The organism is Acidovorax sp. (assembly GCF_046291265.1).
Classification (GTDB): domain Bacteria; phylum Pseudomonadota; class Gammaproteobacteria; order Burkholderiales; family Burkholderiaceae_C; genus Acidovorax.
In genome coordinates, this window is sequence record NZ_JBKBTV010000039.1 from 18,684 (window position 1) to 40,840 (window position 22,157).

22 protein-coding genes and 1 tRNA gene are annotated in these 22,157 nt (G+C 62.1%); 10 read left to right on the top strand and 13 right to left on the bottom strand.

The window, feature by feature from the left end:
• Positions 1 to 45 precede the first annotated feature (45 nt).
• The 3 genes from ACK41V_RS15075 to ACK41V_RS15085 all read right to left on the bottom strand — a co-directional run bounded on the left by ACK41V_RS15075 (position 46) and on the right by ACK41V_RS15085 (position 4,097).
• The gene (locus ACK41V_RS15075) at positions 46 to 204 is read right to left on the bottom strand and encodes a hypothetical protein (protein ID WP_409783416.1); all 159 of its coding nucleotides are present in this window, start codon (positions 202 to 204) and stop codon (positions 46 to 48) included.
• 64 nt (positions 205 to 268) lie between these two features.
• Entirely contained in the window at positions 269 to 1,477 is a 1,209-nt protein-coding gene (locus ACK41V_RS15080) for an ATP-binding protein (RefSeq protein WP_409783417.1), read from the bottom strand.
• A 157-nt stretch (positions 1,478 to 1,634) separates the two neighbouring features.
• Entirely contained in the window at positions 1,635 to 4,097 is a 2,463-nt protein-coding gene (locus ACK41V_RS15085) for a UvrD-helicase domain-containing protein (RefSeq protein WP_409783418.1), read from the bottom strand.
• A 42-nt stretch (positions 4,098 to 4,139) separates the two neighbouring features.
• On the opposite strand from ACK41V_RS15085, the gene ACK41V_RS15090 reads away from it, so the two are divergent.
• Positions 4,140 to 4,856 carry a hypothetical protein gene (locus ACK41V_RS15090; RefSeq protein WP_409783419.1) on the top strand — a complete coding sequence of 239 codons (717 nt, stop codon included), beginning with the start codon at positions 4,140 to 4,142 and terminating at the stop codon, positions 4,854 to 4,856.
• Positions 4,857 to 5,062: 206 nt separating this feature from the next.
• Complete coding sequence (locus ACK41V_RS15095) at positions 5,063 to 6,040, top strand: GMP reductase (RefSeq protein ID WP_409783420.1); 978 nt, start codon at positions 5,063 to 5,065, stop codon at positions 6,038 to 6,040.
• A gap of 26 nt (positions 6,041 to 6,066) precedes the next feature.
• On the opposite strand, the gene ACK41V_RS15100 is transcribed toward ACK41V_RS15095, so the two are convergent.
• A complete protein-coding gene (locus tag ACK41V_RS15100; RefSeq protein WP_409783421.1) occupies positions 6,067 to 6,957 on the bottom strand; it encodes an alpha/beta hydrolase in 891 nt (296 codons plus the stop codon).
• Positions 6,958 to 7,062: 105 nt separating this feature from the next.
• Here ACK41V_RS15100 and ACK41V_RS15105 point away from each other — a divergent pair, with 105 nt between their 5' ends.
• The 3 genes from ACK41V_RS15105 to ACK41V_RS15115 all read left to right on the top strand — a co-directional run bounded on the left by ACK41V_RS15105 (position 7,063) and on the right by ACK41V_RS15115 (position 9,454).
• Positions 7,063 to 7,986 carry an NAD(P)-dependent oxidoreductase gene (locus tag ACK41V_RS15105; protein ID WP_409783422.1) on the top strand — a complete coding sequence of 308 codons (924 nt, stop codon included), beginning with the start codon at positions 7,063 to 7,065 and terminating at the stop codon, positions 7,984 to 7,986.
• Positions 7,987 to 8,065: 79 nt separating this feature from the next.
• Positions 8,066 to 8,141, top strand: a tRNA-Lys gene (locus tag ACK41V_RS15110).
• Between the two features lie 80 nt (positions 8,142 to 8,221).
• A complete protein-coding gene (locus ACK41V_RS15115; protein WP_409783423.1) occupies positions 8,222 to 9,454 on the top strand; it encodes a multidrug effflux MFS transporter in 1,233 nt (410 codons plus the stop codon).
• 24 nt (positions 9,455 to 9,478) lie between these two features.
• Here ACK41V_RS15115 and ACK41V_RS15120 read toward each other — a convergent pair whose 3' ends face one another.
• From ACK41V_RS15120 to orn, 3 genes are all read right to left on the bottom strand, one after another.
• Positions 9,479 to 10,948 carry a diguanylate cyclase domain-containing protein gene (locus ACK41V_RS15120; protein WP_409783424.1) on the bottom strand — a complete coding sequence of 490 codons (1,470 nt, stop codon included), beginning with the start codon at positions 10,946 to 10,948 and terminating at the stop codon, positions 9,479 to 9,481.
• Positions 10,949 to 11,087: 139 nt separating this feature from the next.
• Positions 11,088 to 13,034 (bottom strand): DEAD/DEAH box helicase, encoded by a 1,947-nt coding sequence (locus ACK41V_RS15125; RefSeq protein WP_409783425.1) that lies wholly within the window; start codon positions 13,032 to 13,034, stop codon positions 11,088 to 11,090.
• 311 nt (positions 13,035 to 13,345) lie between these two features.
• Positions 13,346 to 13,924, bottom strand: coding sequence for an oligoribonuclease (gene orn, locus ACK41V_RS15130; RefSeq protein WP_409783426.1), 579 nt, complete (start codon positions 13,922 to 13,924; stop codon positions 13,346 to 13,348).
• A 37-nt stretch (positions 13,925 to 13,961) separates the two neighbouring features.
• Here orn and ACK41V_RS15135 point away from each other — a divergent pair, with 37 nt between their 5' ends.
• The 3 genes from ACK41V_RS15135 to rsgA are packed head-to-tail and all read left to right on the top strand — an operon-like array spanning position 13,962 to position 16,584.
• Positions 13,962 to 15,284: a M48 family metallopeptidase gene (locus tag ACK41V_RS15135; protein ID WP_409783427.1), complete on the top strand. Its 1,323-nt coding sequence runs from the start codon at positions 13,962 to 13,964 to the stop codon at positions 15,282 to 15,284.
• A complete protein-coding gene (locus ACK41V_RS15140; protein WP_409783428.1) occupies positions 15,281 to 15,616 on the top strand; it encodes a 4a-hydroxytetrahydrobiopterin dehydratase in 336 nt (111 codons plus the stop codon). The genes ACK41V_RS15135 and ACK41V_RS15140 overlap by 4 nt, the downstream gene beginning before the upstream one ends.
• A 23-nt stretch (positions 15,617 to 15,639) precedes the next feature.
• Entirely contained in the window at positions 15,640 to 16,584 is a 945-nt protein-coding gene (rsgA, locus tag ACK41V_RS15145; protein WP_409783429.1) for a ribosome small subunit-dependent GTPase A, read from the top strand.
• Positions 16,585 to 16,649: 65 nt separating this feature from the next.
• Here rsgA and ACK41V_RS15150 read toward each other — a convergent pair whose 3' ends face one another.
• The 6 genes from ACK41V_RS15150 to rpsP form a co-directional block, all read right to left on the bottom strand.
• Entirely contained in the window at positions 16,650 to 17,636 is a 987-nt protein-coding gene (locus ACK41V_RS15150; RefSeq protein ID WP_409783430.1) for a CobD/CbiB family protein, read from the bottom strand.
• 177 nt (positions 17,637 to 17,813) lie between these two features.
• Positions 17,814 to 18,533, bottom strand: a complete 720-nt coding sequence (locus ACK41V_RS15155; RefSeq protein ID WP_409783431.1) for a CoA pyrophosphatase — start codon at positions 18,531 to 18,533, stop codon at positions 17,814 to 17,816.
• Positions 18,534 to 18,630: 97 nt separating this feature from the next.
• The gene (gene rplS, locus ACK41V_RS15160) at positions 18,631 to 19,023 is read right to left on the bottom strand and encodes a 50S ribosomal protein L19 (RefSeq protein WP_409783432.1); all 393 of its coding nucleotides are present in this window, start codon (positions 19,021 to 19,023) and stop codon (positions 18,631 to 18,633) included.
• 128 nt (positions 19,024 to 19,151) lie between these two features.
• Positions 19,152 to 19,910 carry a tRNA (guanosine(37)-N1)-methyltransferase TrmD gene (trmD, locus tag ACK41V_RS15165; protein WP_409783433.1) on the bottom strand — a complete coding sequence of 253 codons (759 nt, stop codon included), beginning with the start codon at positions 19,908 to 19,910 and terminating at the stop codon, positions 19,152 to 19,154.
• Between the two features lie 32 nt (positions 19,911 to 19,942).
• The gene (rimM, locus tag ACK41V_RS15170; RefSeq protein ID WP_409783434.1) at positions 19,943 to 20,512 is read right to left on the bottom strand and encodes a ribosome maturation factor RimM; all 570 of its coding nucleotides are present in this window, start codon (positions 20,510 to 20,512) and stop codon (positions 19,943 to 19,945) included.
• 74 nt (positions 20,513 to 20,586) lie between these two features.
• The gene (gene rpsP, locus ACK41V_RS15175) at positions 20,587 to 20,838 is read right to left on the bottom strand and encodes a 30S ribosomal protein S16 (protein ID WP_409783435.1); all 252 of its coding nucleotides are present in this window, start codon (positions 20,836 to 20,838) and stop codon (positions 20,587 to 20,589) included.
• A gap of 147 nt (positions 20,839 to 20,985) precedes the next feature.
• Between rpsP and ACK41V_RS15180 the strand changes: the two genes are divergently transcribed.
• On the top strand, positions 20,986 to 21,507 hold the full coding sequence (locus ACK41V_RS15180) for an N-acetyltransferase family protein (RefSeq protein ID WP_409783436.1): 522 nt from the start codon (positions 20,986 to 20,988) through the stop codon (positions 21,505 to 21,507).
• A 176-nt stretch (positions 21,508 to 21,683) separates the two neighbouring features.
• Positions 21,684 to 22,130, top strand: coding sequence for a hypothetical protein (locus tag ACK41V_RS15185; RefSeq protein WP_409783437.1), 447 nt, complete (start codon positions 21,684 to 21,686; stop codon positions 22,128 to 22,130).
• The last annotated feature ends 27 nt before the right edge of the window (positions 22,131 to 22,157 follow it).

Here is a 22,157-nt window from a genome sequence, read left to right on the forward strand (position 1 = left end):
TACTGCTGACGCACATGGCAGCCTGATCCCACCGACCGATGCGCGCTACGCCCAGTCCATCTTCGCCACCCTGAGCCAGCCAGTGCCCGTGACGGCTGGCGGATCGTCCGCCTTCCAGACGTATTCACGCTGGTAGTCGGGGACGAGAAAGTAGTAGTCCTTCAGTTTCGAGATGTTGTGGACTTGGGCTTTGACTCCCACCATTCCTTCAGTGGATTGTTTGGAAGGGACGCTGTCTCTGCGTCCGGGGTTCGACAGGTCGTAATGCTTACAGGGCGCCCAAAGGCACGGCCCACATGCCTTCTCCAAAGGGCAGGGCGTGGGTGCCATCGTAGAGAACGATGCCAGTGAGAAAGTCAGCGCCCGTCTGAGCCTTGAGCCTGCGCAGGCCCTTGAAATCTTTCGCCTGCACGGTGGCGGCGGCCTTGACCTCGATACCGATGAGCTGGCGCATGGGGTTTTCGAGCACGAAATCCACTTCGACCTGGTCTTTGTCGCGGTAGTGCGAGAGGTACCAGGCGTCGTCACTGAGCGCCAGGGCTTTTCGCAGCTCGGCATACACCCAAGTTTCCAGCGTGGCTCCCCAGCGCTCCCGGTGCGTGGCTAACAGGTCAGGCGTGAGGCGTGTGAGGGTGGCTTGCAGACCTGCGTCCAGAAAATGGAGCTTGGGGGTTTTAACGAGGCGGCTGTTTTCGTGCCGACTCCAGGCAGGCAAACGCCCCACGAGGAAGAGGCTCTCCAGGATGCCGATGTACTTGTCGGCGGTCTTGGCGTTGAGCCCCAGTTGCCCCCCCAGTTGGGTGTAGTTGAGCAACTGGGCGCATTGCGTGGCCAGTACGGCCAGCAGGGTCGGGATTTGGGTGAGCTGGTCGATGTGGGCAACGTCTTGTACGTCGCGCTCCACCAGGTGGGCGATATAGGCCCTGGCCCAGGCCTGGCGCCGCGCCAGGGTGGCACGCTCGCGCATCTCCGGGTAGCCGCCCGCCAAGGCCACTTCCTGCAGGTTGCTGCGGGTGTGCAGGGGGGGCCAGTCCTGCGCCTGGGCGCGGTGCAAAAAATCGTTGGGGCGGTTTTGCAGTTCTGCCTGCGACAGCGGCAGCAGGGCGTGGGTTTCCATGCGCCCAGCCAGGCTGTCGGCAATCTGTGGCAGGGCCAGGATGTTGGCGGAGCCTGTGAGCAGGAAGCGACCGGGGCGGCGATCCTGGTCGATGGACATCTTGAGCGCCAGCATGAGCTTCGGAGCACGCTGGATTTCATCGATGACAGCCCGGTCCAACGTTTCGACAAAACCCACCGGGTCGTTTTCCGCCACGGACAACGTAGAGGGGTTGTCCAGTGTGTAGTAGCTCATCTGCCCGGCCAGTTGGCGAACCAGCGTGGTTTTGCCGCTTTGGCGAGGGCCGTTGACCAAGACTGCGGGCGTGTCTTTCAACGCCGTTCTGACCGGGCCGGCGATGTGCCGTTCAATCAGGTTCATGAGTTCGTCCAATGCGCATTAAGAATGCGTCCATTATGGATCAAACAGTCGTCCAAACCGCATTCTTCAACCGTCCAATCCCTATCTATGGATCGTCCAATTTGTATTCATTCACTTACGGGCGGGTGTGCTCACCCGCCCTTTTCAGATGGAGCGCTTACTCCACCACCGTCAACTTGGCCACGCTGAGCGCCAGCCACTTGGTGCCGTGGCGCGGGAAGTTGACCTGCGCACGCGCATCGTCGCCCGTGCCTTCAATGACCAGCACCTTGCCTTCGCCGAACTTGGTGTGGAACACGTTGGTGCCTGCGCGCAGGCCGTGGGATGGTGCGGTCTTCTGCACCGGCACGGGCGGGCTGGCGAATGTCTCGGATTTAAAGCCAAATTGGCCTCTAGCGCTTGATCCATAAGCGCTACCAGCTCCTGAATTAGGAGCATACGATCCAAACCCCTGTTGCTTGGGCGTGATCCACTTGAGCGCGGCCTCAGGCAGCTCGTCAAAGAAACGGCTCTTGATGTTGTAGCGCGTCTGGCCGTGCAGCATGCGTGTTTGCGAGTGGCTCAGGTACAGGCGCTTGCGGGCGCGGGTGATGGCCACGTACATCAAGCGGCGTTCCTCTTCCAGGCCGTCGCGCTCATTGGCGGAGTTTTCATGCGGGACCAGGCCCTCTTCCATTCCGCCGATGAACACGCCATCAAACTCCAGGCCCTTGCTGGCGTGCACGGTCATGAGCTGCACGGCGTCTTGACCGGCCTGGGCCTGGTTGTCGCCCGCCTCCAGTGCGGCGTGGGTCAGGAAGGCGGCCAGGGGCGACAGGGTTTCGCCGGTGTCGATGTCCACGATGCCGGGAATGGCAGGTTTGAGCGGTTCGTCCAGAACGGGGGCATTGGGGTCGATTCCTTGGCTGACCGGGCTTTGCGCACTTTGGGTTAGTGGTGTGCCGTGCTCATCGAGCGGCAGCGCTACAGCATCGCGCCCAAAGCCTTCTTGCGTGACAAAACTCTCGGCGGCGTTGACCAGTTCCTGCAAGTTCTCAATGCGGTCGGCGCCTTCCTTCTCGGTGCGAAAGTGCTCCAGCAAGCCCGTGGATTCGAGCATCTGCTCGATGATGCCGCGCAGGTTCAGGCCCTGCGTCTGCTCGCGCAGGACATCCACCATGGCCACAAACGCGCCCAGGTTGGCGCCCGCCTTGCCGGGCACGGCGCTCACCGCATCGTGCAGCGAGCAACCTGCGGCGCGGGCGGCGTCCTGCAGCACCTCGATGCTGCGCGCGCCGATGCCACGCGGTGGAAAATTGACGACCCGCGTGAAGCTGGTGTCGTCGTGCGGGTTCTCCAGCAGGCGCAGGTAGGCCAGCGCATGCTTGATTTCGGCGCGCTCGAAGAAGCGCAGGCCGCCGTACACGCGGTAGGGCACGCTGGCATTGAACAGCGCCGATTCGATCACCCGGCTTTGCGCGTTGCTGCGGTAGAGCACGGCGATTTCCTTGCGCTCAAAACCGTCGCTCTTCACCAGTTGCTTGATCTCATCGACCATCCACTGCGCCTCGGCCAGGTCGGAGCTGGCCTCGTACACACGCACGGGCTCGCCCGCGCCCTGCGTGGTGCGCAGGTTCTTGCCAAGGCGGCGGCTGTTGTGGCTGATGAGGGCGTTGGCCGAGTCGAGAATGTTGCTGTAGCTGCGGTAGTTCTGCTCCAGCTTGATCTGGCGCTGCACGTCAAACTCACGCACAAAGTCGGTCATGTTGCCCACGCGTGCGCCGCGAAACGCGTAAATGCTCTGGTCGTCGTCGCCCACGGCAATCACGCTGCCGCGGGCTTCAAAACGCCCACCCACTTCGTTACCCGCCAGTTGCTTGAGCCAGGCGTACTGCAGTTTGTTGGTGTCCTGGAACTCATCGACCAGGATGTGCGCAAAGCGGCGCTGGTAGTGCTCGCGGATCGGGTCGTTGTCGCGCAGCAGCTCGTAGCTGCGCAGCATCAGCTCGCCAAAATCCACCACGCCTTCTCGCTGGCATTGTTCTTCGTACAGCTGGTAGATCTCGACCTTTCTGCGTGCATCGCTGTCATGCGTCTCCACATCGCCGGGGCGCAGTCCTTCTTCCTTGCAATTGGCAATGAAGTAGGACAGCTGCTTGGGCGGAAAACGCTCGTCGTCCACGTTGTGCTGCTTGCACAGGCGCTTGATGGCGGAGAGCTGGTCTTGCGTATCGAGGATCTGGAAAGACTGAGACAGCCCCGCCGCCTTGTGGTGCGCGCGCAAAAGCCGGTTGCACAGGCCGTGGAAGGTGCCAATCCACATGCCGCGCACGTTGACGGGCAACATGGCCGACAGGCGCGCCACCATCTCCTTGGCGGCCTTGTTGGTGAAAGTAACGGCCAGAATGCCGCCGGGCGTGGCGTAGCCGTTTTGCATCAACCAGGCGATGCGGGTGGTGAGCACGCGGGTCTTGCCTGAGCCTGCACCCGCCAGAATCAGTGCGTGGCCTGCGGGCAGCGTGACGGCGGCCAGTTGCTCGTCGTTCAGATGGGCCAGAAGGGGCGATGCGGCCGAGGCGGCACCGGAGTGTGGGGGCACCAGGGCATCTGGCGCGCCCGAAAACGGGTCTTGTGGGAACATGCGGCCATTGTAGAAAGCGCCCGCTCCCCACCGCCCTGCCCCATGAAAAACATTGCCCCCACCCTGGCCGCTCTGCTGGCGCTGGTAAATGCCCCTTACGCGCTGGCTCAGGCCAGTTGCAGCAGCGACGGCGCACCCCAGCCCGTGGTTGTGTTCGAACGCTTCATCAGCGCCGACTGCGAAGCCTGCTGGAGCGACGCAAAAACACCCGCACCCTCTGCCGCGGCCGGTGCGATGGTGCTGGACTGGATCGTGCCGGGCCGCGCTGCTGACGACGCCCCGCTGTCGGCCGCCGCCACCAACGATGCCCTGGTGCGCCTGCAAGCCTTGGGCCGCAAGCTGCCCGCAACCACCGATGTGCACATCGCCACGGTGGAAGCGCCATCCCCTTCCAAGCTGCGGGTGGCCCAAGGTTTGCCGTTCAACGACTACCTGGGGACTGCGATCGCGTTCACCCCGTCGCGCGCGGCGCCGCGGCACAACACACCGGACAGCCGCTGGAGTTTTCATCTTCTGCTGGTCGAAGCTGTTCCTGCAGGCACAGATGGGACCGCCGTGCCCCGCCAGATCGTCAGAAACATGCTGCAGGGCACCTGGGGCCCCCAAGACAAGCCCACCCAGGGCAGCGCTCACCGCTGGATGGAGGCCCGGTCCATGCGCATCGCCGAGGGCGCCAATGCAGAACGGCTGCACTTGGTGGGCTGGGTGCAAGACCCCACAGGCCGCATCGTGGCAGCAGCCCAGTCCGTATGCAGGTAATACCGCCGCCGTTATGACGGCCATTTTTGAGGCGGGTAGAATCAATCACCGGGCCCAAGTTTCTTGACGTCCGGTTTTTTTGTGCCTGCGCTCAGCAGGGTTCGGTGTGGACTATCACGTTCACGCTCACAAAGCCGGTCTGAAAGCCAAGCGCCCACCGCAGCAGAAATTGTTTTGCTGCGTCCCTTGATGGAGCTTGGAATCTGATGGAAATCTTCGACTACGACAACGTTTTGCTGCTGCCCCGCAAATGCCGCGTGGAGAGCCGCTCGGAATGCGACGCCAGCGTGGAACTGGGCGGCCGCTCGTTCCGCATCCCAGTGGTGCCCGCCAACATGAAAACGGTGGTGGACGAAAAAATCTGCGCCTGGATGGCCGAGAACGGCTACTTTTATGTGATGCACCGGTTCGACCTGGACAACATCCAGTTCGTGAAAGACATGCATGCTAAGGGCTGTTACGCGTCGATCTCGCTGGGCGTGAAAAAGCCCGACTACGACACCGTGGACCAATTGGTGACACTGGGGCTCACTCCCGAATACATCACGATCGACATCGCCCATGGCCATGCCGACAGCGTGAAGAACATGATTGGCTACCTCAAGGCCAAGCTGCCCAAGGCGTTTGTGATTGCAGGCAACGTGGCCACGCCCGAAGCCATCATCGACCTGGAGAACTGGGGCGCCGACGCCACCAAGGTGGGCGTGGGCCCGGGCAAGGTGTGTATTACCAAGCTCAAGACGGGTTTTGGCACGGGCGGCTGGCAGCTGTCAGCCCTCAAGTGGTGTGCCCGCGTGGCGACCAAGCCCATCATTGCCGACGGCGGTATTCGCAGCCACGGTGACATCGCCAAGAGCATCCGTTTCGGCGCCAGCATGGTGATGATCGGCTCGCTGTTTGCGGGCCACGAGGAGTCACCCGGTGAGACCGTGGAAGTGGATGGCGCGCTGTTCAAGGAATACTACGGCTCGGCCAGCGACTTCAACAAGGGCGAATACAAACACGTCGAAGGCAAGCGCATCTTGGAACCCATCAAGGGCAAGCTGGCCAACACGCTGATCGAGATGGAGCAGGACGTGCAAAGCTCCATCAGCTATGCGGGTGGCAAAAAGCTGATGGATGTCCGCAAGGTGAACTACGTAATCCTGGGCGGCGACAACGCAGGCGAGCACCTGTTGATGTGAACCCTGCGTTTGCTGCGCGCCAAGGGTCAGGCGCGCAGCAGATTCAGCGCCATGTGGTGCAGGTCATGTCCGGGTTTCGCCAAGGCATCCACGATGCTGAAGTGGTGCAGCCCTGGCAAGGCTTGGCTGCGGGGCACAAAGTGGCTGCCCCAGGCGTTCTGCATCAGTTGGTTCTGCCGCAAGAACTCGGGGCTTTCGTCACCCCCAACCACACAATACAACTGCCCTGCGGGCGGCTCCAGCAGCCGGGAGGGGCTGCATTGCAGCACCTGCTGTTCGGTCAGATGCAAGACCGACTGGTACATCGGGGTGTACATGATCGGATCCAGATCATGCACGCCCGAGATGGACAGCGCATTGCGCACCAGCCCGTCCGGAAGGCCTTTGCCGATCAAAGGCCAGACACTGGTCAACAGCATCGCGGCCAACTGCCCGCCTGCCGAATGTCCTGCCACGGTGATGCGTTTGGGGTCGCCTCCATGGCCTGCAATGTGGTTGTAGACCCAACCCAGCGCCTTCTCCATCTGCCGCACGATGTGAGGAATCGTCACGGGCGCTTCTGGCGTTCCCGGACACAGCGCGTAGTTCAGGTTGACGACACAAAACCCCGCTTGCGTGAACGGGGGCGCGATGAACGAATGGTCTGATTTGTCGAGCGATCGCCAGTACCCGCCATGAATGAATACCAGCACCGGGACGCCCGCCCCGGGCGCAGCAGGCGCACGCGCGGATGGGAAGATGTCCAACGTCTCGCCCAAACCCGGGCCATAGGCCACATCCAGCACACACGGCACATTGGCACGCACCTGGGCCGAATCCAGGGCCCAGCGCTGCAGGTAGTCCATGTGGTCTGGCACCAGCGCGCGGTTGTTGTACATGCGCTCCAGCCAGGCGGGGTCGTTCAGGGGCAAGGTCATGGGTGAAGTCTCCTTTGGATGAAACCCTCGTTGCGCGGCCATCATCTTTGCAATCAGGCCACGCTGCAAGCTCCTTGACAGGGACACGCACCAAAAAAGCCCATGATGCGTTCAGAGACAACGTTCAAAAAAGAGAATGACGCCATGACAACCACACCGCTTCGCATCGCTGTTTTGGGCATCGGCATGATGGGGCGCCCCATGGCGTGCCGCCTGCAAGAGGCCGGACACCAGGTTCACGCCTGGAATCGCACCAGGGCAAAAGCCGAGCCGCTGGAGGCATTCGGCATCGCCGTGCACTCCGCCGCGGCCGATGCGGTACGCGGTGCTGACATGGTGGTGAGCCTGCTGGAGAGTGGCCCAGTGGTGGGGCAAGTGCTGTTTGAGATGGGCGCTGCGCAGGCCATGCGCAAAGGCGCACTATTTATCGACATGGCGTCCATTCAGCCCCGCGAAGCCCGCGACCATGCGGCGCGATTAGGGGAAATGGGTTTAACCCACCTGGATGCACCAGTGTCCGGCGGTACGGTGGGCGCTGAAAACGGAACCCTCGCCATCCTTGTGGGCGGGCGGGCCGAAGACTTTGCGCGGGCGCAACCCGTGTTTGCCGCCTTTGGCCGCGCCACCCACGTCGGTCCCCATGGCGCGGGCCAACTGACCAAGTTGGCCAACCAGATGATCGTTGGCATCACCATCGGTGCCGTGGCCGAAGCGCTGTTGTTCGCAGCCAAAGGCGGTGCCGACATGGCCAAGGTGCGCGAGGCCATCAGCGGCGGTTTTGCCGACAGCCGCATCCTGCAACTGCACGGCCAGCGCATGGTGGACCGAGATTTCGCCCCGCGCGGCCGCATGGCGGTACAACTCAAAGACATGCGCAACGCCCTCGCCACAGCAGGCGAGATTGGCTTTGACGCACCCATCACGGCGCTTTTCGAAAATCTGTACGCAGAGGGTGTCGAACATGGACTGGGCGAGCTGGACCACAGCGGACTTTTTGTAGAGCTTGCCAGCCGCAATGCAATGCAATAAATTGGGGGCTACTTGCCAAGCACCAAAAAACTGATGCATAATTCGAGGCTCTGCAGCAACGCAGACAAATTTTAGATTTGGGTTCTTAGCTCAGTTGGTAGAGCAGCGGACTCTTAATCCGTAGGTCGAGTGTTCGAGTCACTCAGGACCCACCAAATCAAAGCCCTCGGGCATAAAAAGCCTGCTACCCAAAGTAGCAGGCTTTTTTATTGCCCAAGCGACATACCATCCAACGATGAACCCACAAGCCCACCTGCTCTGGAAAGCACCCCGTTGGGCCCTGGCGGTGCTGCTGGCGGTGCTGGGCATGCTGGGGCCGTTCTCCATCGACACCTACATCCCGGCGTTTTCGGGCATCGCGGCGGCGCTGGGTGCCACGCCGGTGGAGATGCAGCAGACGCTGTCGGCCTACTTGTTCGGCTTTGCCTTCATGAGCCTGTTCCACGGCGCGCTGGCCGACAGCTTCGGCCGCAGGCCGGTAATCCTCTGGGGCATTGCAGTGTTCACGCTGGCATCGGCGGGCTGCGCGCTATCGCAGACCATCGGTCAGCTGGTGGTGTTCCGTGCGCTGCAAGGCCTGTCCACGGGCGCGGGCATCGTGGTCTCGCGGGCGGTGATCCGCGACATGTTCCCGCCCGCCCAGGCCCAGAAGGTGATGAGCCAGGTCACGATCTACTTCGGCGTGGCCCCGGCCATCGCGCCCATCGTGGGTGGCTGGCTATTCGTGCACACCGGCTGGCACAGCATCTTCTGGTTCCTGACCCTGGTGGGCGTGGTGCTGTGGACGGCCAACTACCGGCTGCTGCCTGAGACGCTGCACATCGAGCAGCGCCAGCCCTTCAACATGCGCCACCTGATGCAGGGCTACATGCAGCTGGGTTCGAGCGCGCGCTTCGTGCTGCTGGCGCTGGCCAGCGGTGTGCCCTTCAATGGCATGTTCCTGTACGTGCTGTCGGCGCCAGCCTTCCTGGGCGATCACCTGTCGCTGGCGCCCACGCAGTTCTTCTGGTTCTTCATCCTCACCATCTCGGGCATCATGGGCGGAGCGTGGCTCAGCGGGCGCCTGGCGGGGCGCATTCCGCCCAAGCGGCAGATCCGCCACGGCTTTCTGATCATGTTCACGGTGGCACTGCTGAACCTGGCGGCCAACCTGCTGCTCCCTGTGCATGCCTGGTGGGCACTGCTGCCGATTGCGGTGTTTGCCTTTGGCTGGGCCCTCATGGTGCCGGTGGTGACCCTGCTGGTGCTGGACCTGTACCCCGAGCGGCGGGGCATGGCCTCGTCGATGCAGGCCTTTGTGGGTTCCACTGCCAACGGACTGGTGGCGGGCGTGATCGCCCCGCTGGTGATGCATTCGACCATTTTGCTGGCCCTGTCATCCTTGCTGATGATGGGCATCGGCATGCTGGCCTGGATCTACCTGCACCACCGCTGGCCCGACATCGGCCGCATGCCCATCAATCTCTGACCCGCCCCAGCACCGGCTCCGGCATCACGACCCCGGTTGCCGGCGGTCGATGTTCTTTTGCTGGTAGTAGCGGTTCTTTTCCGCGTACATGGCCTGGTCGGCACGATTGATGGTGGCCTCCACCGCATCGCCGGACTGGCAGCTGGCGATGCCCATGGCCAGGCTCAGGTGCTGGCCGGGGTAAAACTGGTTGTTCAGGTCCAGCATGGAGATGATGCGCTCCTGCAATGCCACGGCGCCACGCTCGTCGGTGCCCGGCAGCAGCACGGTGAACTCGTCGCCACCGATGCGTGCCGCGCAGGCCGGGGCATCCACGGCCTTGGCCAGCACCTCGCCGACCCGGCGCAGCATGGAGTCGCCGGCTGCATGGCCCTGCTCATCGTTGACGACCTTGAGGCCGTTGAGGTCGATGGCGATGATGGACAGCGGCCAGGGCCCCTTGCGCGTGAGCCGGTTGAGTTCTTCGGCATAGAAGGCGCGGTTGCGCAACTGGGTCAGCACGTCGTGCTTGCCCAGGTACTCGAGGTAGGCTTCGGCCTTCTTGCGCGCAGTGATGTCCACCAGCGACAGAAGCACCAGGCCCCAGTCGTGCCGGTGGCTGTCGGGCACCGAGAACTGCATGTGGATGTTCACCGCATCGCCCGAGAGCGAATAGTTCACCACCTCGCGCTGCTGGAAGGTCTTGCCCTCCCACAGGTCCTGCAGCTGCTCGCCAAAGGACTCGTGCATCTCGCCACGGAACACGCGGCCGATGCTGTTGAGCAGCATCTCCTTGCTGGAGGCACCGAACATGCGCAAGGTCTGCTGGTTCACGTCGATGACGCGGATCTCCTGCATGCAGCGGGCCACGAAGTCCGGGTGCACCTTGAGGAAGGTCTTGAAATCGCCGATGCCCTGGGCACGCACGCCATCGAGCAGGTTCTTGACCGCGCTGAAGTCCTCGACCCACAGCGACACGGGCGAATGCTCGAACAGGTCGCGCGCGTACTGCTCGCTGCGCTGGATGCGGCGCGCATCGTTGAACTGCACGGTGTTGTCTTCGAGCGAAACGAGCACACGGCTCCAGTCGTGCTCGTGGCCGGGCAGGATGCGCGCACGCACCTGCACGTCCAGGCGCCGGCCATCGAGCGCGTAGTTCACGGTCTGGTTGGAGAACTCCAGCTGCCCGTCCCACAGCTGCGCCAGCTCGTGCGCGGCGGTATCGTGCCGGTCGTCGCGAAAGACCTTGTCGAGGTTGGCGACCAGATGTTCCAGGCTGTCGGCAGAGAACAACTCGAGTGTGCGGCGGTTGACCTGCAGGACGCGCAAAGAGCCACTGCACTGGCGCAGGCGGGCCCGGTCCTGGGCCAGATGGGCACGGATATCTGTCACCCCCTGCGCGCGCCAACCGTCGAACAGCTGCTTAAGTTCGCTGAAGTCCTCCAGCCACAACGACACGGGCGTCAACTCGAACATGTGCTCGTAATCGGCCCCCGAGGATAGAGATGACACCACTACAATTTCCTCCGTGGGCAATTATTGACGACATGGCTGGCGAAAACCGAGCCTGAGTGCAGCACCCACGCAAAAAAGGACTGACACCTTGCGGAGCCAGCCCTTTGTAAACCCTGCAAACAGGGTTCAGCACAGAAGATCAGCGTGCGGGACGTGCAGGACGCTTGCGGGCGTCGTGTGCCACGAACGGCTTGGCACCTCCAGCGCCAGCTGGCTTGGAGAAAGCGGGCTTGCGCGGAGCGAAGTCACCACGTGGGGCACCTGCGTCGGCGCGGGGAGCGAAGCGGCCCTGGCCGGCGTCGCCAAAGCCTGGCTTGCGGCCATAGCTGTCACCAGCGTCACGGCGGGGAGCGCCGCCACCAAAGCCGCGGTCTTCACGGGGAGCGCCGTAGCCGCCGCCACCATTGCCACCCTGGTAGCCACCTTCACGGCCACCACCTTGGGGGGCGCCGCGGTTGTCGCTGCCACGGCCAGCGAACCCGCCGCCAAAGCCACCACCGAAACCGCCACGGTCATTGCCACCACGGTCACCGCCGCTGCGGGCCGGACCACCGAAACGGCCACGCGATGGATTCTCACGGTTGTCGTACGAACGGCCTGGGGCGCCACGGCCACCGCCACCGCCGAAATCGCCACCACGAGGTGCCTGGGGCGAACGCTGTGAAGGCTCCATGCCGACAATCACTTCTGCCTTGAACTGCTGGCGGCTGTAGCTTTCGATGTCGAAAATCTTGCGGCGATCGCGGAACTCGGCGAAGGTCACAGCCAGGCCGTCGCGGCCGGCACGGCCGGTACGGCCGATGCGGTGGGTGTAGTCCTCTGCCTTCATGGGCAGGCCGAAGTTGAACACGTGGGTGATCGTGGGCACGTCGATGCCGCGCGCAGCCACATCGGTCGCCACCAGGATCTGCACCTGGCCGGCGCGCAGCGCCATCAGGCGGCGGTTGCGCAGGCCCTGGCTCAGGGCACCGTGCAGTGCCACGGCCGAGAAGCCTTCCTGCTGCAGGTCATTGGCCAGGCCGTCGCACTCCACCTGGGTGCTGGCGAAAACGATGGCCTGGTTGATCGTGGTGTCACGCAGCCAGTGGTCCAGCAGCTTGCGCTTGTGCTGGGCATTGTCGGCCCAGTACAGCATCTGCTTGATGTTGGCGTGCTTCTCTTGCGGAGAATCGATGGTCACCTTCTGGACCGACGAACCGCCGTCGTGCATCACGCGCATAGCCAGTTGCTGGATGCGGGGCGCGAATGTGGCGCTGAACATCATGGTCTGCTTGCGCTGGCTGGTCAGCTGATTCAGTTCGGCCAGATCGTCCGAAAAACCTAGGTCGAGCATGCGGTCGGCTTCGTCGACGACCAGGAATTGCACCTTGTCGAGCTTGATCTGCATCGAGCGCTGCAGGTCCAGCAGGCGGCCGGGGGTGGCGACCACCAGGTCGGCGTTCTGCAGCTTGGCGATCTGCAACTGGTAAGGCATGCCGCCCACCACGTTGGCAACGCGCAGGCCACGGCAATGCTTGACGAGGTCGATGGCGTCATGTGCAACCTGTTGCGCCAATTCGCGCGTGGGGCAAACGATCAGAGCACCTGGGGTGGCGGCCTTGAAGTTGCGCGAGCTGGTGGGGTCCTTGCGCTTGGCGCGCTTGGGAGCCGGTTCGCCACGCTCAGCGGCTTCAGCCACGGAGCGCTCGAAAGCAGCGCGTTCTTCGGCTTCGGCAGCGGCTTGCTGGTTGATCAGCGTGTGCAGCACAGGCAGCAGGAAGGCGGCAGTCTTGCCAGAGCCTGTCTGGCTGGAGACCATCAGGTCGATGAATTTGGTGGAGTCATTGCCACCGCCCATGGCCAGGGGAATGGCCTTGAGTTGCACGCCTGTAGGCTGGGTGTAGCCCAGGTCGGCTACGGCCTGAACGAGTTCAGGGGCCAGGCCCAGCTCGACGAAGCCATTGGGTTCGGCGGTGACAGCCGCATCGGCTTCAGTGTCGGCGGAAGCAATCACTGCATCCAGAGGGGAAGACTGCACAGAAAGGTCGGCAGCAAAGGAAGTATCTGCAGGCGCGAATTCGCCCTGCACCAAAGAGGTGTCGGTCATGATTTTTCTCTCACGAAGACGATCACAGGCGCAGCCCGTGAGTGGCTTCGTTAAATGGTTAAAAAACATCAACCATCAAACGAAACCTGCGCTGACTCTATGCTGAAGGTCGGTGCGGGTGGGCGTTATTCGCCAGTCCTGAACTGTCAAAACAGTCGGCTGGCAAGCCCGGTGTGTGAGGGGAGATGCACAATCTGCGTAGTGATTCCTGCGCAGCCAGCGATTATTGCATGCTTTAGGGTTTCCCCGCAATACCCTTTTACAAAGAAGCGCCAGAACGACGTCGCTCTGGCCGACGCCTCCTGGGCAACCTACACCGACAACAGGTGTTGCCGGTAATGCGCCAACTCCTCGATGGATTCGTGCACATCTGCCAATGCGGTATGTTTTTGGGCCTTCTTGAAGCTGGTGTAGGCCTCAGGCTTCCAGCGCTTGGCCAGCTCCTTCAGGGTGCTGACATCGATGTTGCGGTAATGGAAGAACCTTTCGAGCTTGGGCATATAGCGCACCAGAAAGCGCCTGTCTTGACCAATGCTGTTGCCACACATCGGCGCTGTGCCCTTGGGCACGTAGCGACTCAAGAACGCGATGATCTGCTGCTCGGCCTCTTCTTCGGTCACGGTAGATGCCTTCACCTTGTCGATCAGACCGCTGCGACCGTGGGTGCCTTTGTTCCAGGCGTCCATCTTGTTCAACAGTTCATCTGACTGGTGAATCACAAAAACAGGGCCTTCGATGCGAGGCTCCAGACTGGGACCCGTCACGACAACGGCGATCTCCAGCAAACGGTCTGTATCGGGTTCAAGGCCCGTCATTTCGCAGTCGAGCCAGACAAGGTTCTGGTCGGATTTCGCAAGCGCGGGAGGGGTGGGGTTGTTGGCTTCTGACATGGCGCGCATTGTCGCCGATGGCCTAAACTCGCCGCACATGCCCACCATAGACCCATTCACCGACACTTTTTCGCCTTCCGTGGCGCTCACGCTGGCGTTTGCCGCCGCACTTGTACTGGGTCTCGCGCTCAAATTCTGGCTTGCAAGCCGCCAGGTTCGCCATGTGGCGCGCCACCGCGCCGAGGTCCCCGCCCCCTTTGCCGAGCGGATTGCACTGGCCGCGCACCAAAAAGCAGCCGACTACACCATCACCAAAGCCCGGCTGGGCATGCTGGAGATGGCCCTGGGGGCTGCAGTGCTGCTCGGCTGGACGCTGCTCGGCGGTTTGGATGCCCTGAACCAGGTCTTGCTTGCCGTACTGGGCGGTGGTTTTTGGCAGCAGTTGGCGTTGTTGGTAGCGTTTGCAGCCATCAGTGGCGCTATCGACCTGCCTCTGTCGCTGTACCAGACTTTTGTGGTGGAAGAACGCTTTGGCTTCAACAAAATGACCTGGCGCCTGTGGCTGGCAGACGCCCTCAAAGGCCTGGTGGTCGGAGCGATCATCGGTTTGCCCGTGGCTGCGCTGATCCTCTGGCTGATGGGCGCAGCGGGCCCGGTTTGGTGGCTATGGGCATGGGCGTTCTGGATGGGGTTCAACCTGCTGCTCATGGTGATCTACCCCACCTTTATTGCCCCCATGTTCAACAAGTTCCAGCCCCTGGAGGATGAATCCCTGAAGGCGCGCGTCACGGCGTTGATGCAACGCTGCGGCTTTTCGGCCAAAGGACTTTTTGTGATGGATGGCAGCCGCCGCAGTGCCCATGCCAACGCTTACTTCACAGGGTTTGGCGCGGCCAAGCGTGTGGTTTTCTACGACACGCTTTTGCGGCAATTGGCCCCGGGTGAAGTCGAGGCGGTATTGGCCCATGAGCTGGGGCATTTCAAGCACCGGCACATCATTCAGCGCATCGTGACCATGTTTGGACTGAGCCTGGCAGGGTTTGCGCTGCTGGGCTGGTTGTCCACACAGGTGTGGTTCTACACAGGCCTGGGCGTGGCGCCCAATATCTCCTTCGACGCGGCAGTGGCTGCTGCAGCGCCCAACGATGCGCTGGCATTGCTGCTTTTCATGCTGGTGCTGCCCGTTTTCACCTTTTTCATCTCCCCCGTTTTTTCGCAGCTCTCCCGTCGCCATGAGTTTCAAGCAGACGCCTACGCCGTCGCCCAAGCCAGTGGCACCGACCTTTCGTCGGCACTGCTCAAACTGTACGAAGACAATGCCTCCACCCTCACACCCGACCCGGTGTACGTGAAGTTCTACTACTCGCATCCACCCGCCACCGAACGGCTGGCACGCATGCAACTACCTGCACAACCATGACCACTATGCTGAAGAAAAAAGACTGGTCAGCGCTTACTCGACGTGCGCTGACAGCTACAGAAATTGTAGCAAACCTGGCCAAAATCGAAGGCTGGAAACTGACCGGCGATGGTGCCGACGTAGCCATCGAGAAGACGTATCACTTTGCCAACTACTACGAAACGATTTCGTTTGTGAACGCATTGGCCTTTGTTGCCAACGCACAGGACCACCACCCCGACCTGTCAGTGCACTACAACCGCTGCGTGGTGCGCCTGAACACTCACGATGTGAACGGAATCTCGGCCACCGACTTTGAGTGCGCCACCCAGTTTGACGCGCTGGTGGCCTGACCGCATGACCCAACACACACCCCATGGCTGAACGCAGCGCCCTCATGGAAGGAACCGTGGTGGCCAGCCATGGGCGCCATTGCATGGTCGAAACGCCAGACGGCGCGCGACGCATATGCCACCCCCGCGGCAAAAAAAGCCAGGCGGTGGTGGGCGACCATGTGCTGTGGCAGGCGCCCCCCCCTGGCCAAGGCGAAGAAGGCACGATCGAAAAGGTCAAGGAGCGCCGCAATCTTTTTTACCGCCAGGACGAGATCCGCACCAAGTCGTTTGCCGCCAACCTGGACCAGGTACTCATCCTGATTGCTGCCGAGCCCGTGTTTTCTGAAAGCCAGCTGGCCAGGGCCTTGATTGCGGCAGAAGCCGAGGGCATCACACCCATCATTGCGCTGAACAAGAGTGACCTGGTCGAGCCGTTCGCCCGCGCCTGGGAGCGGCTGCTGCCCTACCGCCACATGGGGGAAGGCAAGCACTATGGCGTGCTGCCACTGTCGCTGGCGCTCTCCAGCGATGTCGACCGCGCCTTGCTGATGGAGCATCTTGCTGGCAAGACCACGCTGGTGCTGGGCCCCTCGGGCTCAGGCAAAAGCACGTTGATCAATCTGTTGGTGCCGGGAGCCACCGTGCTCACCGGCGAGATCTCGCAGGCACTGAACTCAGGCAAACACACGACCACCAGCACGCACTGGTACTGGATGGACAAAGAGCGCACTACAGCGCTGATCGATTCGCCAGGTTTTCAGGAGTTTGGGCTGCATCACATTGCGCCCATGCAGTTGGCCGCGTGCATGCCTGACATTGCCGCACACGCCACCCACTGCAAGTTCTACAACTGCACCCACCTGCACGAGCCAGGCTGCGGAGTACTTGATGCAGTCAAAACAGGCGCTAGCGCAGGTGGAATAAGCGCTACACGCTATAAAATTTATAGTGATCTATTTGACGAACTCAGTCACACACGCTACTGACGCTATTGACTCCAGCGGAGCAGACTGCGCATCGGCTCCGGCATCAAACGATGCCGCCAGCTTAGTTAGCCCAGCAACCGGGCCAGGGTTAACAACGCCAACAGCAGCATCCAGACCACCACAGAGCGCCACACCAACCCCACCACGCTGCGCAGATGCGCCACTTCAGGCGCGCGCCCGGGGGTGGAGTCGCTGTCTGCCATGTCGGCGTCAATCTCGAGGCCCTGGGGGGTGTGCAGTTCAGTGCGAGCCTTCAAAGCCTCGCCACCCAGGCGCACGTTGATGGCTCCCGCCGTAGCCGCCAGCACCACGCCGTCGTTGTCGTTGGGAAAACGCTGCGCATGAAAACGCCAGCCTTCGATGGCTTCTTCAAAACTGCCCACCACAGCAAAGCTCAAGGCGGTGAGTCGGGCAGGCAGCCAGTCAACAGCCGTCCAGGCCTGAGCAGAAGCGCTCTGAAGCGACTCGCTCGCAGGCTGCGCGCCTGCACGCCGCTTGTAGTGCCAGTAGCGCGATACAAACTCCGCCAGCCGGTACAACACGGCACCGGTGGGTCCAAGCCCCAAGGCAGCAAGCACCGAAAACCACGCCAGCACCCCAAACACATGCCGGTGCGCGGCCAGCACCGAATACTCGATCACGTGGCGCACGATTTCGCTGCGCGGCAGTGCGCCCACATCGACTTGTTGCCAATGCGCCAAACGCTCGCGGGCGGCATCTTCGTCGCCCTCTTCCAGCGCATCCCGAATCCCCGTGAAATGGTGGCTGAACTGGCGAAACCCCAGCGTGACGTACAGCACCGCCACACTCCAAAGCACCGCAAAAGGCCAGCCGAGCCCCCACAACAACAACCAATGGATGGCCAGCGTGATCAACGCAGGGAGCAGCACCGCAAGGCTCCAGGCCACCCAGCCATGGTGGGATTTGCCCGCATCAAAATTGCGGCTCACGGACAACGCCCAGGCGCGCAGGCCTGCATGAATGGGGTTGCTGCGTGCCAGAGGTCGTGCCTGCTCGATCAGCAAAGCGAACAGAATGGCGAAGAAACTCATGGGGGGCAATGATACTGGGGCCAAGTCACAGGAGCACGTGTTTACGCAGAACCTCTGCAACACACCCACAGCCCGCAAGACTGGCACGACCTAAGCCAGTGTCCCCGCGCAAGGGCCGCCCCGCCGCGCTGGGGGCGTCCCCCTCCGGGGGAAGGCGTGAAGCGACTCAGGGGGGCTTCATCCAGCCTGCATGAAGCGATAGAAGTTGCGCAACATGCCCGCGGTGGCGCCCCAGATGTAGTGGTTCTTGGGACCATCCTGATACGGCATGGAAAACCATTCCCGGTGCACACCGTCCCTGTCAAACACATGGCGCTGGTGGTTGGCCGGATTGAGCAGAAAAGCCAGCGGCACTTCAAACAGATCTGCCACTTCGTAAGGATTGGGGGTGAGCACGCAATCGGGCTGCACCAGCGCCACCACCGGCGTAATGATGAACGACGAGCCCGTCACGTAGAGGGGCAAATGGCCCAGCACCTCGACAAACTCCCGACCCAATCCAACTTCTTCGTAGGCTTCGCGCAAGGCGGTGTCTGAAGGCGATGCATCTTCCGGGTCGGCGCGGCCGCCCGGAAAAGCCACCTGCCCGGAATGCGTTGACAGGTGCGCCGTGCGCTCGGTCAGCAGCACCATCGGTTCCTCGCGCAGCACGATGGCCAGCAGCACCGACGCGTGGGCGGGCTCGCGGTTCATGAACTTCTTCTCCAGCACCACCTCGGGCTCCCACCGGGGTGGCTGCGCAAAACGGGCGCGCAGGGCCTCTGGCGTCTGCGCCTCGCGAGGTACCGCTGGCAAGTGCGCATCCACACCCAGCACGGGCACAAGGCGGGGATCAAAATCGGGAAGCGTCGAGAGAGGCGCGATCACCGATGACGCGGGGGTGGGAGACGGGTTCACGACAAGGGATTCAGTACAAAACAAAAGACGACCGCAAAAAGCAAAAAGCCGCTACAGGCAGATGCTGTAGCGGCTAGGGTCAGGACGAGCCCGCGCCTTATGCGGCGGTGGCTGCAGCCTTGACCTTGTTGACGCGCGAAGGCAGCTTTTCCTTGATACGTGCCGACTTGCCGCTGCGGTCACGCAGGTAGTACAGCTTGGCACGGCGCACGTCACCACGGCGCTTGACTTCGATGCCAGCGATCAGCGGGCTGTAGGTCTGGAACGTACGCTCCACACCTTCACCGCTGGAGATCTTGCGCACGGTGAAGCCGCTGTTCAGGCCGCGATTGCGCTTGGCAATCACCACGCCTTCGTAAGCCTGCACGCGCTTGCGGGTACCTTCCACCACGTTCACGCTCACGATGACGGTGTCACCAGGGGCGAATTCGGGGATGGTCTTGTTCAAGCGGGCAATTTCTTCCGCTTCCAGGGTCTGAATCAGGTTCATGTTTGATGTCCAACGATCTTGTCCGCGCCAAAAATGGCTGCGTCGGGATTGACGTCTCAGTGTTTTGCGGGAGAACTCCCTGTCAAAACGGCCGGCCAGAGGATCGAAAAGCCTCTGATTATAACAATTCAAGCGAGCTTGGCCAATACCGCTTCATCCGCCTTGCCCAGACGCCCTGCCTGGCGGGCTGCGTCAATCAGATCCGGACGGTGCCGGGCCGTAATCGCCAGGCGCTGGTCGCGCCGCCAACGCTCAATCTGCGCGTGGTGGCCCGACATCAGCGCGGCAGGCACCTGCTGCCCGGCCCACTCTTCGGGGCGTGTGTAGTGGGGGCAATCCAGCAGGCCATCCAATGCGGGATTAAAGCTGTCGAGTTGGTGGCTGCCCTCGTCATTGAGCACACCTGGCTGCAAACGGGCCACCGCATCGAGCAGTGCAATGGCAGCAATTTCACCGCCGGATAACACAAAGTCGCCCAGGCTAATCTGCACATTCACGTGTGCATCGATGAATCGCTGATCGATGCCTTCGTAGCGTCCACACAGCAACACCGCACCAGCGCTGGCAGACCAGCGCTCTACCGCGCCGTGGTTCAGGGGTTCACCGATGGGGGAAAACAGCACCACGGGCGCCTGCGATGCCACATCCTCGCCGCGCTCAGCACGGATGGCCGCCAGGCACCGCGCCAGAGGCTCGGCCATCATGACCATGCCCGGGCCACCGCCGAAAGGCCGGTCATCCACGCGGCGGTAGTTGCCTTCCGCCTGGTCGCGTGGGTTCCATAGCCGCACATCAACCTGTCCGCTGGCATAGGCACGCCGGGTTACGCCGCTCGCCAAAAAGGGCGCGAACAGCTCGGGGAACAGGGTAATGATGTCAAAGCGCATGGTGCGCAGCGCTACGGCGTGGCAAAGCGACTTTAGTAGTCTGGCTGCCAGTCGACGGTGATGCGCTTTTCGGGCAACTCCACCTTGTCGACAAAGGCCGAGACAAAAGGAATCATGCGCTCGTGCGCTTTTCCGTCTTGTTCATACGCCAGAACCAGCACGGTTTGCGGGCCGGTAGACAGCAGTTCTCGCACCTGGCCCAGCGCCACACCTTCGCGGTTGATGACATCCAGTCCAATCAGATCGACCCAGTAGTACTCGTCTTCGGTGGTGGACGGAAAGCTCGACCGCGGTACAAAAATGCGCGCGCCGCGCAAGGCCTCGGCGCCATTGCGGTCGTCAATACCCTGGGCCCAGGCCACCACGGTGTCCGAGTGGTCCTTGGCTTGCCGGATCGACAACAGCGCAGTACCCGTGAAGGACTTGGCGCCCCGGTCCGAAGGCTGCAGATACCAGCGCTTGGCCGCGAACAGCGCCTCAGCGTTGGAGCTGTAGGGAACCACTTTGAACCAGCCTTTGACGCCCCAGGCGTCGGCAATATGCCCCACCTCAATCGCATCGGGCGGAAGTTCTGCGGGTTCGAGGGTCAGGGTCGTGGCCATGGTGTGCGCAATACAAAAAGAAAAGGGCGGGTTCCGCTGGGCATGCCCGCGGAACCCGCCCATGTAAGGGAGCATTAAGCAGCCTTCTTGGCAGCTTGCGTGATCAAACGGTCCACGGTAGGCGACGTTTGAGCGCCCACGCCAACCCAGTAGGACAGGCGATCTTGAACGATGCGCAGGCCTTCTTCGGTTTCCTTGGCGGTGGGGTTGTAGAAGCCGATGCGCTCGATGAAGCGGCCATCACGGCGCACGCGCTTGTCAGCAACGACGATATTGAAGAAAGGACGACCTTTAGAGCCGCCGCGGGAAAGTCGAATGACGACCATGATTTATCCTTCGGGTGGTGAACTCCGGCAACATTTGCCTTGAGCCACTGTGTACGCAACCATATTCGCAACGCTTGAGACACGCGACATGGCCACCCGGCCAGCGACACGCTGCAAAGCCCGCGATTATATCCACTTCTCCCTGACATGCTCAATATCCGCCCCAGCACTGACAGCGACATCGCTGCAATGACCGCCATTTACCAACACCATGTGCTCCACGGCACGGGCACCTTCGAAATAGATCCCCCATCTGAAACCGACATGGCCGGCCGCCGTGCCGATGTGCTGGCGCGTGGCCTGCCGTGGCTGGTGGCCGAACAAGACGGCAAGGTGCTGGGCTTTGCCTATGCCAATTGGTTCAAGCCACGCCCGGCCTACCGCTTTTCGGCCGAAGACTCCATCTACATGGCCGAGGAAGCCCGCGGCATGGGCCTGGGCCGCAAACTGCTGACCGAGCTGGCGGTACAGGCCGAGGCCGCGGGTGTGCGCAAGCTGTTGGCCGTGATTGGCGACTCTGCCAATGCGGGCTCAATTGGCGTACACCGGGCGCTTGGGTTTACCGAGGTGGGCGTCATGCGCTCGGTAGGCTGGAAGTTCGGCGCGTGGCGCGACATTGTGCTGATGGAAAAGACCCTTGGCGCAGGCGACACCACTTCGCCTGAATAATCGGCCCATGAAAAATTACCCCCACGCTCCCCACTTCGTGTGGTCACTGCCCCCCCCCGAGGGGGCCGCTTTTCATCTTGGGGCGGCCCGGCGATGAAACATTACCCCCACGCTCCCCACTTCGTGTGGTCGCTGCCCCCTGAGGGGGCCGTCTTTCATCTTGGGGCGGCCCGGCGATGAAAAACAAAACCGTGGCGGCCTGGCTCGCCTTTGTGGGCGGGCCGCTGGGTCTGCACCGCTTTTATCTGCACGGCCTGACCGACATGCTCGGCTGGCTGCTGCCTATTCCAACGGCTTTGGGCATCTACGGCATTCAGCGGGTGCAGGAACTGGGGCAGGACGACCACTACAGCTGGATCCTGATCCCCCTGCTGGGCTTCACGATTGCAGGCTGCGCGCTGCGCGCCATCCTGTACGCGCTGATGACACCCGAAGCGTGGAACGCGCGCTACAACCCCACGACCCCCACCGACGCGGCGGCCGGGCAAACCCGGTGGATCACCATTGGCGCCATCGTGGTGTCCTTGCTTTTTGGCACCACCGTGCTCATGGCCAGCCTGGCGTTCAGCTTTCAAAGGTACTTTGAGTACCAGATCGAAGAAGCCCGAAAAATTTCGCAATAAAACCGAGCGGCGTCGCAGCCAACGCTG

Bases quoted from the DNA above. Each gene is read 5' to 3' on its own strand.
- ACK41V_RS15075 (WP_409783416.1), bottom strand. From the start codon at position 204: ATGGTGGGAGTCAAAGCCCAAGTCCACAACATCTCGAAACTGAAGGAC.
- ACK41V_RS15080 (WP_409783417.1), bottom strand. From the start codon at position 1,477: ATGAACCTGATTGAACGGCACATCGCCGGCCCGGTCAGAACGGCGTTG.
- ACK41V_RS15085 (WP_409783418.1), bottom strand. From the start codon at position 4,097: ATGTTCCCACAAGACCCGTTTTCGGGCGCGCCAGATGCCCTGGTGCCC.
- ACK41V_RS15090 (WP_409783419.1), top strand. From the start codon at position 4,140: ATGAAAAACATTGCCCCCACCCTGGCCGCTCTGCTGGCGCTGGTAAAT.
- ACK41V_RS15095 (WP_409783420.1), top strand. From the start codon at position 5,063: ATGGAAATCTTCGACTACGACAACGTTTTGCTGCTGCCCCGCAAATGC.
- ACK41V_RS15100 (WP_409783421.1), bottom strand. From the start codon at position 6,957: ATGACCTTGCCCCTGAACGACCCCGCCTGGCTGGAGCGCATGTACAAC.
- ACK41V_RS15105 (WP_409783422.1), top strand. From the start codon at position 7,063: ATGCGTTCAGAGACAACGTTCAAAAAAGAGAATGACGCCATGACAACC.
- ACK41V_RS15115 (WP_409783423.1), top strand. From the start codon at position 8,222: ATGAACCCACAAGCCCACCTGCTCTGGAAAGCACCCCGTTGGGCCCTG.
- ACK41V_RS15125 (WP_409783425.1), bottom strand. From the start codon at position 13,034: ATGACCGACACCTCTTTGGTGCAGGGCGAATTCGCGCCTGCAGATACT.
- orn (WP_409783426.1), bottom strand. From the start codon at position 13,924: ATGTCAGAAGCCAACAACCCCACCCCTCCCGCGCTTGCGAAATCCGAC.
- ACK41V_RS15135 (WP_409783427.1), top strand. From the start codon at position 13,962: ATGCCCACCATAGACCCATTCACCGACACTTTTTCGCCTTCCGTGGCG.
- ACK41V_RS15140 (WP_409783428.1), top strand. From the start codon at position 15,281: ATGACCACTATGCTGAAGAAAAAAGACTGGTCAGCGCTTACTCGACGT.
- rsgA (WP_409783429.1), top strand. From the start codon at position 15,640: ATGGCTGAACGCAGCGCCCTCATGGAAGGAACCGTGGTGGCCAGCCAT.
- ACK41V_RS15150 (WP_409783430.1), bottom strand. From the start codon at position 17,636: ATGAGTTTCTTCGCCATTCTGTTCGCTTTGCTGATCGAGCAGGCACGA.
- rplS (WP_409783432.1), bottom strand. From the start codon at position 19,023: ATGAACCTGATTCAGACCCTGGAAGCGGAAGAAATTGCCCGCTTGAAC.
- trmD (WP_409783433.1), bottom strand. From the start codon at position 19,910: ATGCGCTTTGACATCATTACCCTGTTCCCCGAGCTGTTCGCGCCCTTT.
- rimM (WP_409783434.1), bottom strand. From the start codon at position 20,512: ATGGCCACGACCCTGACCCTCGAACCCGCAGAACTTCCGCCCGATGCG.
- rpsP (WP_409783435.1), bottom strand. From the start codon at position 20,838: ATGGTCGTCATTCGACTTTCCCGCGGCGGCTCTAAAGGTCGTCCTTTC.
- ACK41V_RS15180 (WP_409783436.1), top strand. From the start codon at position 20,986: ATGCTCAATATCCGCCCCAGCACTGACAGCGACATCGCTGCAATGACC.
- ACK41V_RS15185 (WP_409783437.1), top strand. From the start codon at position 21,684: ATGAAAAACAAAACCGTGGCGGCCTGGCTCGCCTTTGTGGGCGGGCCG.